The 17,742-nt window shown below is 73.7% G+C and carries 7 protein-coding genes; all 7 read right to left on the bottom strand.

Going from position 1 to position 17,742, the window contains the following annotated elements:
• Positions 1-275 precede the first annotated feature (275 nt).
• Genes UO65_RS09155 through UO65_RS09125 form a run of 7 tightly spaced genes read right to left on the bottom strand, consistent with a single transcriptional unit; the run spans position 276 to position 17,714 of the window.
• The gene (locus UO65_RS09155) at positions 276-1,898 is read right to left on the bottom strand and encodes an acyl-CoA carboxylase subunit beta (protein ID WP_152552028.1); all 1,623 of its coding nucleotides are present in this window, start codon (positions 1,896-1,898) and stop codon (positions 276-278) included.
• A gap of 32 nt (positions 1,899-1,930) precedes the next feature.
• Positions 1,931-2,542: an NADPH-dependent FMN reductase gene (locus UO65_RS09150; RefSeq protein ID WP_052020946.1), complete on the bottom strand. Its 612-nt coding sequence runs from the start codon at positions 2,540-2,542 to the stop codon at positions 1,931-1,933.
• Positions 2,539-2,721: an MbtH family protein gene (locus tag UO65_RS09145; RefSeq protein ID WP_035280649.1), complete on the bottom strand. Its 183-nt coding sequence runs from the start codon at positions 2,719-2,721 to the stop codon at positions 2,539-2,541. The genes UO65_RS09150 and UO65_RS09145 overlap by 4 nt, the downstream gene beginning before the upstream one ends.
• Positions 2,722-2,750: 29 nt before the next feature.
• Positions 2,751-3,989, bottom strand: coding sequence for a metal-dependent hydrolase family protein (locus tag UO65_RS09140; RefSeq protein ID WP_035280630.1), 1,239 nt, complete (start codon positions 3,987-3,989; stop codon positions 2,751-2,753).
• Positions 3,990-3,994: 5 nt separating this feature from the next.
• Complete coding sequence (locus tag UO65_RS33175) at positions 3,995-8,242, bottom strand: type I polyketide synthase (protein WP_052020945.1); 4,248 nt, start codon at positions 8,240-8,242, stop codon at positions 3,995-3,997.
• Positions 8,239-12,648 (bottom strand): MupA/Atu3671 family FMN-dependent luciferase-like monooxygenase, encoded by a 4,410-nt coding sequence (locus tag UO65_RS09130; RefSeq protein WP_035280628.1) that lies wholly within the window; start codon positions 12,646-12,648, stop codon positions 8,239-8,241. Before UO65_RS09130 ends, UO65_RS33175 begins: the two co-directional genes overlap by 4 nt.
• A complete protein-coding gene (locus tag UO65_RS09125; protein ID WP_052020944.1) occupies positions 12,645-17,714 on the bottom strand; it encodes a non-ribosomal peptide synthetase in 5,070 nt (1,689 codons plus the stop codon). Before UO65_RS09125 ends, UO65_RS09130 begins: the two co-directional genes overlap by 4 nt.
• Positions 17,715-17,742 lie beyond the last annotated feature (28 nt).

Here is a 17,742-nt window from a genome sequence, read left to right as displayed (position 1 = left end):
GCAGGCTTGCACATGATCGCCACCCCCGGCCAAACACATCCACCCACCCGGGCAGAGCCGTAGCCGGGCCGCCGGTTGCGAGGGTGATCGGCCCAAGCACATCTGCCCACCCGGGCAGTTGGGTCGTCGGGCAGGCGGTTTTTGGGGTGGCTGGGGCGGCGGTTTGTGGGGTGGTCAACTTGCTTGTGCGGACAGGCTTGGGGGCCTCGTCTTGTGCGGGTGCGGCGTGACCGCAGGGTCGCGGGCGGTCCGTGGACCGCCCGCGACCTGTTTGTCTACAGTGGAATGTTGCTGTGCTTGCGGGGGGCGACCGCCTCCCGCTTGGTGCGCAGGGCGCGCAGCGCGCGGGTGATGGCCACCCTGGTCTCGCTCGGGGCGATGACGTCGTCGATGCAGCCGCGTTCGGCCGCCACGTAGGGGCTGGTGAGGGTGTCCTCGTAGGCCTCGGTGAAGGTGCGGCGGGCGTCGTCGGGGTCGGGGGCGGACATGATCTCCTTGCGGAAGAGCATGTCCACGCCGCCCTGGGCGCCCATGACGCCGATCTGGGCGACCGGCCAGGCGAAGCAGACGTCGGCGCCGAGTTCCTTCGAGCCCATGACCGCGTAGCCGCCGCCGAAGGCCTTGCGGGTGATGACGGTGACCTTGGGGACGGTGGACTCGATGTAGGCGAAGCCGAGCTTGGCGCCGCGGCGGATGATGCCCGCGTGCTCCTGCACCGCCCCCGGCAGGAAGCCGGGGACGTCGACCAGGGTGATGATGGGGATGTTGAAGGCGTCGCAGAAGCGGACGAACCTGGCCGCCTTCTCCGCGGCGTCGATGTCGAGCGAGCCGGCCAGGTGCAGCGGCTGGTTGGCCACGACGCCGACGCTGGTGCCCTCCACCCTGGCGAAGCCGCACAGGATGTTGGGGGCGAAGGCGGGGTGGACCTCCAGGAAGTCGCCGTCGTCGACCACGCGTTCCACGACCTCGCGCATGTCGTAGCCGTGTTCGGGGGCGTCGGGGATGAGGGCGTCGAGTTCGGCGTCGGTGTCGGTGGTGGTCAGGTCGGTGGTGGCGGCGTAGGTGGGGGACTCGTCGAGGTTGTTGGCGGGCAGGAACGCCAGCAGGTCGCGGACGTAGGCGATCGCGTCGGCCTCGTCGGTGGCCAGGTAGTGGGCGTTGCCGGTCTGGGCGCTGTGGACCTTGCCGCCGCCGAGGGCCTCCAGGCTGATCCGCTCGCCGGTGACCTTGCGGATGACCTCCGGGCCGGTGACGAACATGTGCGAGGTCTTGTCCACCATGACCACGAAGTCGGTGGCCGCCGGGGTGTAGACCGCGCCACCCGCGCAGACGCCCATGATCAGCGAGATCTGCGGGATGACCCCGGAGGCGCGCACGACCCGGCGGGCGACCTGGCCGTAGGCCGACAGCGACAGCACGCCCTCCTGGATGCGGGCGCCGCTGGAGTCGTTGATGCCGATGACCGGGCAGCCGGTCTGCACCGCGAGGTCGAGGATCTTGCCGACCTTGGTGCCGAACATCTCCCCCACGCTGCCGTTGAACGACGTCACGTCCTGGGCGTACACGCACACCTGGCGGCCGTCGACCGTGCCGTAACCGGTGACCACGCCGTCGCCCGCCGGGCGGTTGGCGTCGATGCCGAAGTTGGTGGAGCGGTGCCGGACGAACGCGTCGGTCTCCACGAACGAGTCGGGGTCCAGCAGCAGGTCGATGCGCTCGCGGGCGGTCAGCTTGCCCAGCACGTGCTGGCGCTTCGCCGCGCGCGGCGAACCGGGCTGGCGGGCCACCTGGCGGCGCCTGCGGAACTCGGCGATCCGCTCCGCGGTGCCCGCCCGCCTCGGCACCACCGGTTCCGGCGGTTCGGGTGCCTGCGCCGGGGCGGGCGGCGGCGCGAGCACCGCCGCCCGCTCCTGGTCGGACACGCCCGCGGTCACGTCGGCATCCCCGCCAGGACCCGCGACTGGGCGGCGCGGGTGGCGAACTCGGCCACCTGCCACCCGATCTTGCGCAACTGCACGTCGCACTGGGCGCGGGCCGCCTCGCCGCCGTCGCCCGGGGCGGGCGGGGAGGTGTTGACGGTGATGCCCAGCGGGGTGGGCCAGCCGCGCAGGGCGTGCACGATCGAGCGCAGCGCCGACAGGGTGGCCCCGCCCGCCTGCCAGCCAGCCGCGGTGACGAAGCAGCCCACGGCGCGGCCGTCGAGGTAGGCGCGCTCCCGGTCGGCGAGGTGTTCGAGGTGGTCGAGGGCGTTCTTGACCATCGCCGACACCCCGCCGTGGTAGGCGGGGCTGGCCAGCAGCACCCCGTTGGCGCGGCCGACGGTCTCCACCAGGTCCAGCACGCCGGGGTCGGTGGGCGCCGCGCCGGGGCGGAACATCGGCAGCGCGGCCAGGAACTCCCCGCCGAACAGGCGGACCTCGCAGCCCGCCGCCTCGGGGCTGCTCAGCGCGGTGAGCAGGGCCCGCTCGGTGCTGGAGCCGGGGCGGCCGGTGCCGCCGATGGCGACCACCAGCGGGCGGGGCCTGGTCTCGGTGGTGCTCACGCGCCGCTCCTCAGGCTGGCCGGGCGCATGTCGGTCCACACCCGCTCGATGTGGTCCAGGCAGTCCTGCCGGGGACCGGTGAAGCCCTCCGCGCGCCAGCCCGCGGGCAGCGCCAGGCCGTCCTCCCACACCGAGTACTGCTCTTCACCGTTGACGACCACGTGGAACGCGGTGGACATGCTCTTCTCCTCGATCGGCTCGGGCGCGGTCACTTGCGGGTGTCCTTGACGACCTTGCCGCCCTTGACCACGAGCCGGACGCGGCTGGGGTCGTCGAACAGCTCGGGTTCGGTGAGCGGGTCGAAGTCGACGGCGATGACGTCGGCGAACTTGCCGACCTCGACCGAGCCGATCTTGTCGGCGACCCGCATGATCTCGGCGTTGACCGAGGTGGCGGACTGGATCGCGCCCATCGGGCCGAGCACCTTGGCCTTGAGCGCGAGTTCCAGGCCGCGGCGGTCCTGCTTGGGGCCGATGAGGTCGGAGCCGGAGCCGACCGGGATGCCCGCGGCGGTGGCCAGGCGGATCGCCTCGACCATCCCCTCCATGGTGCCGCAGACGCGCTCGCGGATCTGCGGCGGCAGGCCGTGGGCGTCGAAGTCGTCGGTGAGGACCTGGGCGATGGCCAGCGTGGGCACCAGGGCGACCCCGGCGGCGGCCATCTGCGCGGCGGTGGCCTCGTCGATGCCGGTGCCGTGCTCGACGCACTTCACCCCGGCCTTGACCGCGTTCTGGATGCCGTACTTGTTGTGCGCGTGCACGGTGACGTAGGTGTGCCTGGCGTTGGCCTCCTCCACCGCGACGGCGATCTCCTCGATGGAGAACTGGGTGTCGTCGAGGTCGTCGGCGATGGACACCACACCGCCGGTGACGGCCATCTTCAGGAAGGTCGCGCCCTGGCGGAAGCACTCGCGGGCGGCCTTGCGCACCTCGTCGCGGCCGTCGGAGATGCGGCCGACCGCGGTCAGGCCGCGCACCCGGAACGCGAAGGACTCGTCCGGGGCCTGGAACGGCGAGCCGAGGTGCCCGTGCCCGCCGCACTGCACCAGCGGCGAGGCCGAGGCCCACAGCCGCGGCCCTGGCACCATGCCCTTGCCGACGGTGCGCAGGATGCCGTGGTCGATGCCGCCGCAGTCGCGCACGGCGGTGAACCCCGCCTCCACGGTCTGGCGCAGGGTGCGGAAGATGTCGGCGGCGCGCTCGGCGACCGACAGCTCGTTGTTGAGCACCGCGCGCATCTCGCTGGCGTGTCCCATGTGGACGTGCGCGTCGATCAGGCCGGGCAGCAGGGTCAGCCCGGACAGGTCGACCAGGTCGGCGTCGGCGGGGGCGTCGGCGGTGGAGCCGACCGCGGTGATCCGGTCGTCGGTGACGACGACCGCGCTGTTGGCGGTCGGGTCGCCGCCGAGGCCGTCGATGAGCGTGGCACCGGTGAGCAGCATGGACATGTGGGTCAGACCCCCGTGGTGGTGGCGGGAACGGGCGGCAGGAGCCTGCCCCGGACGAAGTAGTCGAGCATCCTGCGGAAGTACTCGGGGTCGAGCGCGGGCGGGCGGGCCAGGTCGGGCGGGAGCACGGTGAGCACGTTGCCGCAGTCCATGACCGGCATGTCCCGGTCGGGCGTCTCGCCGATCATCGCCATGAGCGGGGCGAGGGCGTTGTCCTCGCCGTCGCGGTCGACGTGCTCGACCAGGGTGGTGCGCCACCGGTCGAACGGGACCAGTTCGACGTCGTGGCCGAAGCGGCGGATCTCCTCGAACAGGACGTTCCACTCCAGCGGCTTCGGGTCGATGGCGTGGTAGTTGCGGCCCAGGCCCCCGGGTCGCAGCGACAGCTCCACGATCATCCGCACCAGGTGGTCGACCGTGCCGACCGACAGCGCGTACCGGCGGCTGGGCGCCAGGCCGAGCTGCACGCAGCCCTGGATGACCTTGGTGACGTAGTCGTCGGCGTTGGTGGCGCCGCTGCGGCTGTCGGCGAGCACCCCGCCCGCGCGGTAGACCGACACCGGGATGCCGCGCGAGCGGGCGATGTCGACCAGGCCCTCGGCGACCCACTTGCTCTGGCTGTAGGAGGTGTCGTGGCCGATGGGCGGGGGCAGCGGGTCGTTCTCGGAGATGACCCTGGCGTCGGTGAGGAATGCCCCGGCCAGCACCGCCAGGGTGGACACGTGGTGCACCGGCTTGAGCCGCACGGTGGTGGCGAAGCGCAGCACCTCCTGCGTCCCCAGCACGTTGGAGGCCTTGAGCGCCCGGTACGGCCGGACGAAGTTGACCCACGCGCCGCAGTGGTGCACCGCGTCGACCTGGCCCGCCAGTTCGGTGAACCGCTCCTGCCCCAGGCCCAGCAGCGGCTTGGACAGGTCGCCGACGACGACCTTGAGCCTGCTCTGCCAGGGTCCGGTGAGCCCGAACGAGTCGAGCTTGGCCCGCACCCGCTCCAGCCCGGCGGCCTCGTCGGCGGCGCGGACCAGGCAGTGCACGGTCGCCTTGGTGCGCTGCAGCAGCTCCGCGCAGAGGAAAGCGCCGACGAAGCCGGTGGCCCCGGTCAGCAGGATTGCCTTGGGGTCCTCTGTGGACATGGGGGCGAGGCCGTCGGTGGTGATCGACTCGTCGAGCACCACCTCGTCCTCCAGCACCGGGCCGGTGCCCACGGGCCTGCCGTCGCCCAGGCCCAGCGCCCGGTCGACCAGCGCGGCCATGGCGGCCACGGTGGGCGCGGACATGACGTCGCGGGCGGTCAGCGAGGTGGCGCCCATCCGGCGCAGCTCCTTGGTGACCTGGGTGACCATCAGCGAGTGCGCGCCCAGGTCGAAGAAGTCGTCCTCCACCCCGACCGACTCCACGCCGAGCAGGTCGCACCAGATCTCGGCGACCTTGCGCTCACGGTCGGTGCGCGGTTGTAGGCGGTTGTCTGCGCCGTTCTCGCCAAGGGCTTCATCACCCAGGACTTCCTCGACCGCGGCGGCGACCGCCGCGACGACGTTCTCCTGGAGGCGACCGGCCTCGACCCAGTGCCGCTTGCCCTCGAACGGGTAGGTCGGCAGCGGGACGCGGGACGGCTCGGCCTCGCCGTGGAAGGCCACCCAGTCGACCGGCACGTTGGCCTGCCACAGGCGGCCCACGGCGGTGACCAGGTGCGCCAGGTCCGGCAGGGTGTCGCGGGCCAGGCCCATGGTGGACACCGCGACCGGGGCGGGGGCGATCCGCTGCCCGGCGGCCAGCGAGGTCAGCGCCTTGCCGGGGCCGACCTCCAGCAGCACCCGGTTCGAGGTGGCCAGCACCTCGCGCACCCCGTCGGCGAAGCGCACCGGCTGCCGCAGGTGCCTGCCCCAGAAGTGCGGGTCGGTGGCCTGTTCGTCGGTGATCCAGGTGCCGGTGGCGCTGGAGACGAACGGAATCCGCGGCGGGTTGAGCGCCAGCGCGGAGACCTTGGCGACGAACTCGTCGAGGAACGGCTCCACCATCCACGAGTGGCTGGCCACCGGCACGCTGACCTTGCGGCAGTCGATGTCCTTGGCGCGCAGCTCCCTGGTGAACGCGGCGATGTCCTCGTCCGGTCCGGCGACCACGGTCAGGTCCGGGGAGTTGACCGCCGACACCGAGATCCGCTCCGGCAGCAGCGGCTCCACCTCGGCCTCGGGGAGCTGGATGACCAGCATCTTCCCCGGCGCCATGCGGGCGAACAGCTCACCGCGGGCCAGGGTGATCTCCAGCGCGTCGGCCAGGCTGAACACGCCCGCCAGGCAGGCCGCGACGTACTCGCCGAGGCTGTGCCCGATCATCGCGGCGGGGGTGATCCCCCAGGCCATGAGCTGCTTGGCCAGGGCGTACTCGACGACGAACAGCGAGGACACCACCCCGGCACCCTGGTCGCGGCCCATCATCACCCCGCCGCCGCTGACGCCCTTGCCCTCCAGCGGGGCGAACGCCGACGGGAACAGCAGCCTGCGCAGGTCGAAGCCCAGGCGGGGTTCCAGCAGGCGGGCGCACTCGTCGACCTCGGCGCGGAACACCGCTTCGCTGCGGTAGATGTCGAGCCCCATGTCCGGGTGCTGCATCCCGCCGCCGGGGAAGGCGAACACGGCCTCGCGCGGCCCGTCGGTGGCGGCCCGGGTGTCGAGCCGGTTGGCTTCCTCGCCGCGCAGCGCGCGGACCGCGTCGGCGGTGTCGGCGCACACGGCGAAGCGCCGGGTGTCGAAGCCGCGGCGGCCCGCCTGGAGGGTGAACGCCACGTCGGCGAGCGGCACCCGGGCGCCGTCGCCGTCGAGGTGCGCGGCGAGCCGGTCGGTGGCGGCGTCGAGCGCGGTGCGGGTGCGCGCCGACAGCGGCAGGAGCTGCCACGGCCGGGCCGGGCGGGCGGCGGGTGCCTCCGGCCCCTCCTCCAGCACCACGTGGGCGTTGGTGCCGCCGACGCCGAAGGAGCTGACGCCCGCGCGCCGGGGGTGCTCGGAGTTGTCCCAGTCGGCGGCCTCGGCGGGCACGTAGAACGGGGTGCGCTCCAGGCCCAGCAGCGGGTTGGGCGCGGTGAAGCCCGCGTTCGGCGGGATCTGCGCGTGGTGCACCGCGAGCGCGGCGCGCATCAGCCCGGCGATGCCCGCCGCCGCGTCGAGGTGGCCGATGTTGGCCTTGACCGAGCCGATGGCGCAGTAGCCGGTGGCCTCGGTGTCGAACGCCTGGGTCAGCGCGGTGATCTCGATCGGGTCGCCGACCTGGGTGGCGGTGCCGTGCGCCTCGACGTAGCCGATGGTGCCCGGGTCGACGTCGGCCACCACGTGCGCGGCCGTGATCACCCGGGCCTGGCCCTCCACGCTCGGCGCGGCGAACCCGGCCTTGAGCTGCGAGCCGTCGTTGTTGACCGCGCTGCCGCGGATGACCGCGTAGACGTGGTCGCGGTCGGCCACGGCGTCGGAGAGCCTGCGCAGCACCAGGGTCACCGCGCCGTTGCCGGGGACGGTGCCCTTGGCGTCGGCGTCGAACGGGCGGCAGTGCCCGTCCGGGCTGAACAGCCCGGAGTCGGCCACCGGGTAGCCGGTCTTGAGCGGCACGTTGATCGACACGCCGCCGACGACCGCGGCGTCGCACTCGTAGTTGAGCAGCGACTGGCAGGCCAGGTGGGTGGCGACCAGGGAGGTCGAGCACGCGGTCTGCACGGTCATCGCCGGGCCGGTCAGGTCCAGCAGGTGCGCGATGCGGGTGGCGAGGAAGTCCTTGTCGTTGAACATCCGGGCCAGCGGCGCCATCGGCGAGCGCTGGAACCTCGGGTTCGTGGCCAGGTTCGCCATCTGGTACTTGTTCATGAAGGTGCCCGCGAACACCCCGACGGTGCCGCCGAAGTCGGCCGGGTCGTGCCCGCTGTCCTCCACCGCCGCCCAGGCGGTCTCGCACAGCACCCGGTGCTGCGGGTCCATCGTCTCGGCCTCACCGGCGTTGAAGCCGAAGAATGCGGCGTCGAACCGGTCGGCGCCCTCGACGTGCCCGGAGGCGGGCACGTAGTCGGGGTCGTCCAGGGTCTCCGGGGCGGTGCCCGCGGCGATCAGCTCGTCGCGGCCGAACCGGGTGATGGACTCGATGCCGTCGCGCATCGCCCGCCAGAAGTCCGGCGGGGTGGTGGCGCCGGGCACCCGGCACGCCATCCCGATGATCGCAATGGGTTCCAGGCCGTCGTCCGGTTCCCCGGTGGGCTGGTTGGTGTCGCTCACTGACCGCTCCGCTTCCCGCGCGCCTTGGCCCGGCGGCCGAGCGCCGCCGCGCGCCGCCCCGCCGCCTGCCGTGCCTCGTCCAGTTCCGTCGACGGTCCCGCGTCCTCGGCGAGCGCCGTGGTCAGCGCGCGCACGGTCGGGAACCGGAAGATGTCCACCAGCGACAGCCGGTCGCCGAGGACGGCCACCAGCCGCATCCGCAGTTGGACGGCGAGCAGCGAGTTGCCGCCGCTGTCGAAGAAGTTCTCGTCCAGGCCGACCCGCGGCGCCGACAGCACGTCGGCGAACACCTCGGCCGTCGCCCGTTCCCGGTCGGTCTCCGGCGCCTGGTAGGCCACCGTCCGCTTCTGCTCGGGGTCGGGCAGCCTGGCCCGGTCGACCTTGCCGTTCGGGGTGAGCGGCAGCTCGTCGAGCAGCACCACCGCGGCCGGGATCATGTAGTCCGGCAGCGACTTGGCCAGGAACGCCTTGACCGAGGTGTCGGTGAGCGCCTGCGCCGCCCCGGGCACCGGCACGCAGTAGGCCACCAGGTGCCGGGCCGCCTCGGTGCCGCGCACGGTGGTGACCGCGGCGCGCACGTCGGGGTGGGCGCGCACGGCGTCCTCGATCTCGCCGAGTTCGATCCGGTGGCCGTGCAGCTTCACCTGGTGGTCGAGCCTGCCCAGGAACTCCAGCTCGCCGGTGCGCCGCCTGCGCACCAGGTCGCCGGTGCGGTAGAGCCGGGCGCCGGGCGCCGCGCCGAACGGGTCGGGGATGAAGCGCTCGGCGGTCAGCGCCGGGCGGCCGAGGTAGCCGCGGGCGATGCTCTCGCCGCCGATCAGCAGCTCACCGGGCACGCCGATCGGGGTGGGGCGCAGGTGCGCGTCGACGACGTAGGCGCTGACCCCGGCCAGCGGCGAGCCGATGACGACCGGCTCGGTGTCGGAGACCTCCCAGGTGGTGGCCCACACGGTGGCCTCGGTGGGGCCGTACATGTTGTGCGCGCCCGCGCTCGGCAGCGTTGCCAGCTTCTCCGCCAGCGGTCCGGGCAGCGCCTCGCCGCCGACCAGGATGCGGCGCAGCCCGCCCAGCGCGGAACGGGAGTCGTCGTCCTCGACGAGCATCGCCGCCAGCGACGGGGTGCACTGCAGGTGGGTGACGCCGTGGCGGCGTAGCTGCGCGGGCACCGGCTCGTCGGCCGCGGCCTTGCGCGCCCGGTCCTCGCTGACCTCCTTGGCGACCGCGAGCTGGTCGAGGGAGTCGAGCACCGCGTCGTGCCCCACGCCGAAGTCCACCAGGCAGGCCACCTCGTCGACACCGATCAGCTTGAGCCGGTCGACGATGTCGGCGCAGTGCTCGGGGGTGCCGAGCAGGCCGGAGGTCTCGAAGAAGCGGTCGAACGCCTGCGCCACCAGGGCGTCCAGCTCGTCCTCCGGCAGCTTCTTGAGGTCGACGTCCTTGCCCATCGCCTGGCCCAGGCCGGAGAGCAGGTCGAAGGAGGACTTGATGTAGGCCGACAGCGGCTCGCGGACGATCTCGCGCACGGCGTCGACGTCGGTGCCGACGTAGGAGTGCAGCATGACCGTGACCTGGCCGTCGCCGGGGTGCCCGCTCTCCCGCCACGCCTGCCGGTAGAGCGCGATCTTGTGCGAGAGCTGTTCGATGGAGTGGCCGAGCAGGTGGGTCAGCAGGCCCGCGCCCGCCTCACCCGCCATCTGGAAGGTCTCCGGGCTGCGCGCGCTGGTCACCCAGACCGGCAGGTCGGCCTGCACCGGGCGGGGGAACACCTTGACCGACGTCTCGGCGTCGACGCCGTTGCGGCGCCGGGCCTCGCCGCCGCGCCAGAGCGCGCGCAGCTCGGCCAACCGGTCCATCATGATCTTCTTGCGGTCGGCGTAGTTGTCCGGGGCGAGCACGAAGTCGTTGGGCTGCCAGCCCGAGGCGATCGACATGCCGACCCGGCCGCCGGAGATGTTGTCCACCACCGACCACTCCTCGGCGACGCGGAGCGGGTCGTGCAGCGGCAGCACCACCGACCCGGCGCGCACGGCCACGTTCTCGGTGACGGCCGCGACGGCGGCGGCGGTCACCGACGGGTTCGGGTAGAGCCCGCCGAACTCGTGGAAGTGCCGCTCCGGGGTCCACACGGCGGTGAACCCGTTGCGGTCGGCGAACTTCGCGCCCTCCATCAGCAGGCGGTAGCGGTCCTCCGGGGAACCGCCCTTGTCGCCGCCGAAGTAGAACAGGCTGAAGTCCATCCTGCGGGTCTGCACCGACGCGGGCACCGGCGCGGAGTCGGCCGCGGTGGTCGCCGTGGGCTCGTCGCCGCGCACGACCACGCGGTAGCCGCGGGCCAGCGTCCACAGCAGCTCCAGCACGGAGATGTCGAAGGACATGCTGGTGACCGCGAGCCAGGTGCCGGGGGCGTCGCCGCCGAGGACGCGGTCCATGCCGGTGAAGAAGTTGAGCGCGTTGCGGTGCGAGAGCACGACGCCCTTGGGCTTGCCGGTCGACCCGGAGGTGTAGATCAGGTACGCCATGTCGTGCTGCGAACCGCGCCCGGCGGCGGGCACGCTGTCCACCGCGGTCTGCTCGTCGTCGAGGCGGACCACGGTGGCGGGCAGCGCGGTGAGCCGCCGGGCCAGGCCGCCGCGGGTCACCAGGACGGGGGCCTGGGAGTCCACGACCATGAACGCCACCCGGTCCGGCGGGTAGCCGGGGTCCAGCGGCAGGTAGCCGCCGCCCGCCTTGAGGATCGCCAGCAGGGTGATCACCAGGTCCGGCGAGCGGTCCAGGTACACCCCGACCGGCACGTTCGGGCCGACGCTGTGCGCGCGCAGCCGGGCGGCCAGCGCCTCGGCCCGCTCGTCGACCTGCCGGTAGGTCAGTGCGTCCGTAGGCGCCTGGTCGGCGCCGAGCAGCGCGGGGGCGTCCGGGGTGCGGGCGGCCTGCGCGGCGATCAGCTCGTGGACCAGCTCGTCGCCGATCGGGGCTCCGGTGGGGTTCCAGTCGACCAGCACCCGGTCGAGGTCCACCTCGGTCAGCACCGGGAGGCGGCCGACGGGCTGCTCCGGGTCGGCGACCGCTGCCGCCAGCAGGGTCTGGAAGTGCTCGCCGAGCTGGTGGGCGGTGTCCTCGGTGAACAGGTCGGTGCAGTACTCCAGCCGGAAGCCGAGCCGGTCGGCGGAGTTGGTCATGCTCAGCGTCAGGTCGAACTTCGCCGTGGCGGTGTCGCCGGGGACCATGACGACCTCGCAGCCGGGCAGCCGCAGCCCGGCGCCCGCGTCGACGTCGTGGTAGCTGAACATGAGCTGGAACAGCGGGTTGTGCGCGGGGTCGCGGCTGGGGTGCAGCTCCTCGACCAGCTTCTCGAACGGCAGGTCCTGGTTGGCCATGGTGGCCCGGGACTCCTCGCGGACCCTGGCCACCAGCTCGGCGAACGTGGGGTTCCCGGACAGGTCGACCCGGTGCACGACGGTGTTGGCGAAGAAGCCCACCAGGTGCTGGATCTCCGCCCGCGAGCGGGCCGAGGCCGGGGAGCCGACGATGGCCTCCGCCGACCCGGTGTAGGCGTGCACCAGCGCGGAGAACGCGGCCAGCAGCACCGCGAACGGGGTCGCCGCGCTCGCCCTGGCCAGCTCGGCGACCGCCGCGGCGACCTCGGGGGCGACGGTGAAGTCCAGGTGCGCGCCCGCGTGGGTCTGCGACGGCGGCCGGGGCAGGTCGGTGGGCAGGGTGGCCAGCGCCGGGGCGCCCGCCAGCTTCTCCCGCCAGTAGCCCAGCGCCTCCTGCAACGGCTCCCCGGTCAGCCTGCCGACCTGCCACTCGGCGAAGCCCGCGTACTGCGTGGGCAGCTCCGGCAGCACCGGCTCCTCGCCCGCCAGCCGGGCCCGGTACAGCTCGGACAGCTCGGCGTCGAGCAGGCCCAGCGACCAGCCGTCGCACACGATGTGGTGCAGCGTCAGGCAGAACCAGTGCTCGTCGGCGCCGAGGGACAGCAGCAGCGGGCGCAGCTTGAGCCCGGAGTCCAGCGCGAACGGCGCCCGCGCCTCTGCGGCGGCCAGCTCGGCGGCCATGGCGGTCGGGTCGTCCTCGCCGGACAGGTCGCGCACCGGCACCAGCACCGGGACCGGCGGCTCGACGAACTGCCGCGGCTCGCCGTCGACGTCCTTGAACACCGTGCGCAGCACCTGGTGGCGGCGCACGACCTCGGTCAGCGCGTGCTCGAGGGCGGGCACGTCGACCGGGCCGCTGATCCGGTGCACCAGCGGCACGAGGTAGACGGCGCTGCCCGGGTCGAGCTGTTCGAGGAACCACAGCCGCTGCTGCGGGTAGGACAGCGGGTGGTGGCGGTTGGCCATCCGCTCGCGCAGCTTCGCCGCCAACTGGGCGCGCCGGTCGGGCGGCGCCGCGGTCACGTCGGTCATCGCTCGGTCTCCGTGTTCAGCTCGGTCTCGCGCAACAGTGCGTCCACTTCCTCGTCGGTCAGTTCGTCGAGCCGGTCGAGCAGCAGTTCCTCCGCGCCGGGTCCCGCGCCGATGGCGGCGGCACCGCCCCCGCCCCTGGTGGCGTCCACCCGCTCGGCGAGCCGGGCCACGGTGGGGGTGTGCAGGAAGTCGCGCAGGGCCACGTCGCAGGACCACATCTCGTTGATCCGGGCGACCAGCCGCATGGCCAGCAGCGAGTGCCCGCCCAGGGCGAAGAAGTCGTCGTGCGCGCCGACCCTGGCCAGCCCCAGCGCCGCGGCGACCAGGTCGGCCACCTCGGTCTCGGTGCCCGGTCGCGGTGCCACGAAGTCCCCGGAGGCGGGGCGCTCGTCGCCGACGGCGGGCAGCGCGCGGCGGTCGAGCTTGCCGCTGGCGGTCAGCGGCAGCTCCGGCAGCTCCACGAACACCGCGGGCACCAGGTGCGGCGGCAGCCGGTCGGCCAGGAACTCCCGCAGCGCGGTCGGGCCGAGCTGCTGCCCCGGCCGGGCCACGGTGTAGGCGACCAGGCGCTTGCCCGACGGCGGCTCGTCCACCACGACCGCGACCTGGGCCAGGCCGGGGTGCTCGCCGAGGGCCGACTCGACCTCGCCGGGCTCGATCCGGAACCCGCGGATCTTCACCTGGTCGTCGACGCGGCCGAGGAATTCGATCGTGCCGTCGCCGAGCCTGCGGACCCGGTCGCCGGTGCGGTAGAGCCGGGAGCCGTCGGCGGCGAACGGGTCGGGCAGGAACCGGTCGGCGGTCAGCGCCGGGCGGTTGGCGTAGCCGCGGGCGACGCCGGGGCCGCCCAGGAACAGCTCGCCGGGGACGCCGTCGGGCACCGGGCGCAGCCGCGCGTCGAGCACGTGCGCGGTGGTGTTGGCGATCGGCCGCCCGATCGGCACCGAGGGGGCGCCCTCGGCGACGTGCTCGATGTGGTGGCACACGGCAAAAGTGGTGGTCTCGGTCGGGCCGTAGCCGTTGACCAGCCGGTCCGGCCGCTGCGCCGGGTCCAGGGCGAGCAGCGCGCGCACCCGGCCGACGTTGAGCGCGTCGCCGCCGACCATGAGGGTGCGCAGCCCGGAGAAGCTGTCCGGGTGCCCGGCCACGACCTCGGTGAACAGCGCCGAGGTCAGGAACATCCCGGTGACCCCGCCCGCCTTGAGCGCCCGCCCGAGGCCGCCGGGGGCCAGCAGCTCGTCGGAGGGGATGACGCAGACCGCGCCGCCGTTGAGCAGCGCGCCCCACAGCTCGAAGGTCAGCGCGTCGAAGGAGGCGTCGGCGACCTGGGCGAAGCGCTCTCCCGGGCCGAAGGCGGCGAAGGTGCTGCCCTTGACCAGCCGGGCGATCGCGCGGTGCGGGACCTGCACGCCCTTGGGCCTGCCGGTGGAGCCGGAGGTGAACATGGTGTAGGCGATGGTGTCGGCGCGGGCGCCGGTCGGCCCGGTCCACGGCGCGGCTTCGGCCAGCGCGTCGGTCCACTCGTCGATGGCGAGCACCCCGGTGCGGGCGCCGAGCCGGTCGCGCAGGTCGGAGCGGGTGACGACCACCGGGGCGTCGGCGTCGGCGAGCATCCAGCGCAGCCGCTGCTGCGGGTAGCCCGGGTCCAGCGGCACGTACGCCCCGCCCGCCTTGGCCACCGCGAGGAGCACGGTCAGCAGCTCGTGGCCGCGTTCGAGCATGACGCCCACCGGGGTCTCGCGGTCCACCCCGCGTTCGCGCAGCAGGGTGGCGATGCGGCAGGCGCGGTCGTTGAGTTCGGCGTAGGTCAGCTCCACCTCGCCGTCCACGATGGCCACCGCGGTCGGGTCGGTGGCGACCTGCTCGGCGAACAGCTCGGCGATGGTGCGGTCGTCCGGGAACGGCACCCGGTCGCCGGTGGCGGCGGCGACCAGGCGGGCCTCGTCGGCGTCGGTGGTGAGCGGGAGCCGCGACGCCGGGGTGTGCGGGGCGGCGACCGCGGCGCGCAGCAGGGTCTGGAACCTCTCCACCATCAACCGCATGGTGGACTCGTCGAACAGGTCGGTCGCGTACTCCCAGATCAGGGTGATCGCGCCCGCGCTGCCGTCCAGGCCCCGGCCCGCGCGCTGTTCGGCGCGCGGGATGACCACCACGTTGATGTCGGTCTTGGCGGAGTTGTTGTGCCGCTCCTTGACCGTGCCGGTCAGGCCCGCGAACTCCAGGCTCGGCACCTGCGAGTCGTGGAAGCTGAACATGACCTGGAACAGCGGGTTGCGCGACGGGTCGTGCCGCAGCGGCAGCGCGTTGACCAGCTTGTCCAGCGGCATGTCCTGCCACTCGTTGGCCCGGCCGACGGTCTCGTGGGTGCGCCGCACCAGCTCGTCGAAGGTCGGTTCGCCGTCGAGGCGCACCCGCAGCGCCAGCGTGTTCACGATCATGCCGATGACCTGCTCGACGTCGGCGAGGCGTCGGTTGGCCACCCCGCTGCCGACGACCACGTCGTCCTGCTGGGCGTAGCGGGAGACGACCGCGGCGAACCCGGCGAGCATGGTGCTGTAGAGGGTGACGCCGCGGGCGTGGCTGTAGGCGCGCAGCGCCTGGCACAGGTCGCCGGGCAGGTCGAGGTTGAGCGCGCGCCCGGCGAAGCTCTGCGACGCCGGTCGCGGCCGGTCGGTGGGCAGGTCGAGCGCGGCCGGGGCACCGGCCAGCTCCTCGGTCCAGAACCCCAGGTAGCGGTCGAGGACGTCGCCGCGCATCCAGTCGCGCTGCCACGCCGCGAAGTCCACATAGGACACGGGCAGCTCGGGCAGCGGCGACGGCCTGCCCTCCACGGTGGCGGTGTAGAGCTCCTGCACCTCGTTGAGGTACACGCCGTAGGACCAGCCGTCGTGCACCAGGTGGTGCTCGACGTGGATCAGCGAGTGGTCGTCGGCGGCCAGCCGCACCAGGACCCAGCGGGCCAGCGGCGGCGCGACGAGGTCGAACGGGTCGGCCACGGTCTCGCGGACGATCTCCTCGGCGCGCTCCTCGCGGGCGTCCTCGGGCAGGTCGGTCAGGTCGAGCACCGGCAGCGGCACCGGCATCGGCGGGTGCACGACCTGCATCGGCCTGCCGTCGATCGGCAGGAACGCGGTGCGGTAGATCGCCTGCCTGCGCACGACCTCGTCCAGCGCGGCGCGGAGCGCCCCGACGTCGAGCGGGCCGCGCAGCCGGATGGTGGCCTGTGCGTTGTAGGCGAGGTTGCCCGGGGACAGGCTCTCCAGGAACCAGATCCGCTCCTGCGGGTGCGCCAGCGCGACCGGCTCGCCCTCGGCGACGGCGCCCGCGGTGATCGGCGGCACCACGGGGGCGTCCTCCCCGGAACCGCCCGCGTCGAGCAGGGCGGCGGTCGCGGCGACCGTGCGGGTCTCGTACAGCCTGCCCAGCGGCAGCTCCCGGCCCAGCGACGAGCGGACCCTGGCGGCGTAGCGGCCCGCGAGCAGCGAGTGGCCGCCGAGGTCGAAGAAGTCGTCGTTCACGCCGACCCTGGGCAGGCCCAGCAGCTCGACCAGGATCTCCGCGAGCGCGCGCTCGGTGGGGGTGCTCGGCTCGACGTAGTCGGCGCCCGGCTCGCGTTCGGGGGCGGGCAGCGCGGTGCGGTCGATCTTGCCGCTGGGGCTCAGCGGCATCTCCGCCAGCACGACCACCGCCGAGGGGACCATGTGCGCGGGCAGCAGGCCGCGCAGGTGCTCGACCAAGTCGGCGCCGGTGACGCCGTCGGCCACCGCGTAGCCGACCAGCCGCTCCCCCGCGCCGTCGTCGCGGACCACGACGACCGAGTCGGCGACGGCGGGGTGCGCGACCAGCTCGGCGGCGACCTCCCCCGGCTCGATCCGGAAGCCGCGCAGCTTGACCTGGTGGTCGACGCGGCCGAGGAAGTCCAGGGTGCCGTCGGCGGCCTGGACCACCCGGTCGCCGGTGCGGTAGAGCCGTTCGCCGGTGACCGGGTGGTCGATGAACTTCTCCGCGGTCAGCTCCGGGCGGTCGAGGTAGCCGCGGGCCACACCCGCGCCGCCGATCGCCAGCTCGCCCGTGGTGCCCGCGGGGACCAGGCGCCCCTGCTCGTCGAGGACGTGAGCGGTGGCGCCGGGGATGACCGTGCCGATGCCGGGCTTGCCGCCTCCGGGCACCACCTCGGCGGTGCTCGCCCACACCGTGGTCTCGGTCGGGCCGTAGGCGTTGAACATCCGGCGGCCGGGCGACCACTGCTCGGCCAGCGGCTCGGGCAGCGCCTCACCCGCGCACACCAGCACCCGCAGCTCCGGCAGCTCCGCCCGGCCGACGGTGGCCAGCACCGACGGCGGCAGCGTCACGTGGGTGACCCGGTGCGCGCGCAGGAAGTCGGCCAGGCCGGGGCCGGGGGCGATGGCGTCGCGCGGGGCCAGCAGCAGCTCCGCGCCCGAGCCCAGCGCCATGGCGATCTCGAACACCGACGCGTCGAAGCTCGTCGGCGCGAACTGGAGCACCCGCGCCCCGGGACCGGCCTCGAACAGGCCGAGCTGGGCGGCGGCGAGGTTGGCCAGGCCGCCGTGGGTGAGCTGCACGCCCTTGGGCCGACCGGTCGAGCCCGAGGTGTAGATGACGTACGCCAGGTCCTCGGGGCCGACCTCGGGGAACTCGACACCCGCCGGGTCCTCCCCCGCCGCAGGCGAGAGCACGTCGACGACGCCACCGGAGAGCACGTCGCCGGTCGGGCCGTCGGCGAGCAGCAGGCCCACCTTCGCGTCGGTGACCATGTAGCGCAGCCGCTCACCGGGGTAGGCCGGGTCCAGCGGCAGCCAGGCCGCGCCCGCGCGCAGGATGCCGAGGATCGACACCGCCAGTTCGAGCGAGGGCCGCGCCGCGACGCCGACCAGGTCGCCCCGGCGCACCCCGCGGCGCAGCAGCGCGGCGGCGAGCCGGTCCGCCCGGTCGGCCAGTTCGGCGTAGGTGAGCGCGCGGTCGCCGAACCGGACCGCGGGGGCGGTCGGGGTGGTCGCGGCGTGGTGGTGGAAGACGTCCTGGAACAGCGGGGACGACGGAGACATGTGCGTCAGTGCTCCCATGCGGTGGGCG

Source organism: Actinokineospora spheciospongiae (assembly GCF_000564855.1).
GTDB classification, from domain to species: Bacteria; Actinomycetota; Actinomycetes; order Mycobacteriales; family Pseudonocardiaceae; genus Actinokineospora; species Actinokineospora spheciospongiae.
This window is presented reverse-complemented; position numbering and strand designations above follow the sequence as displayed.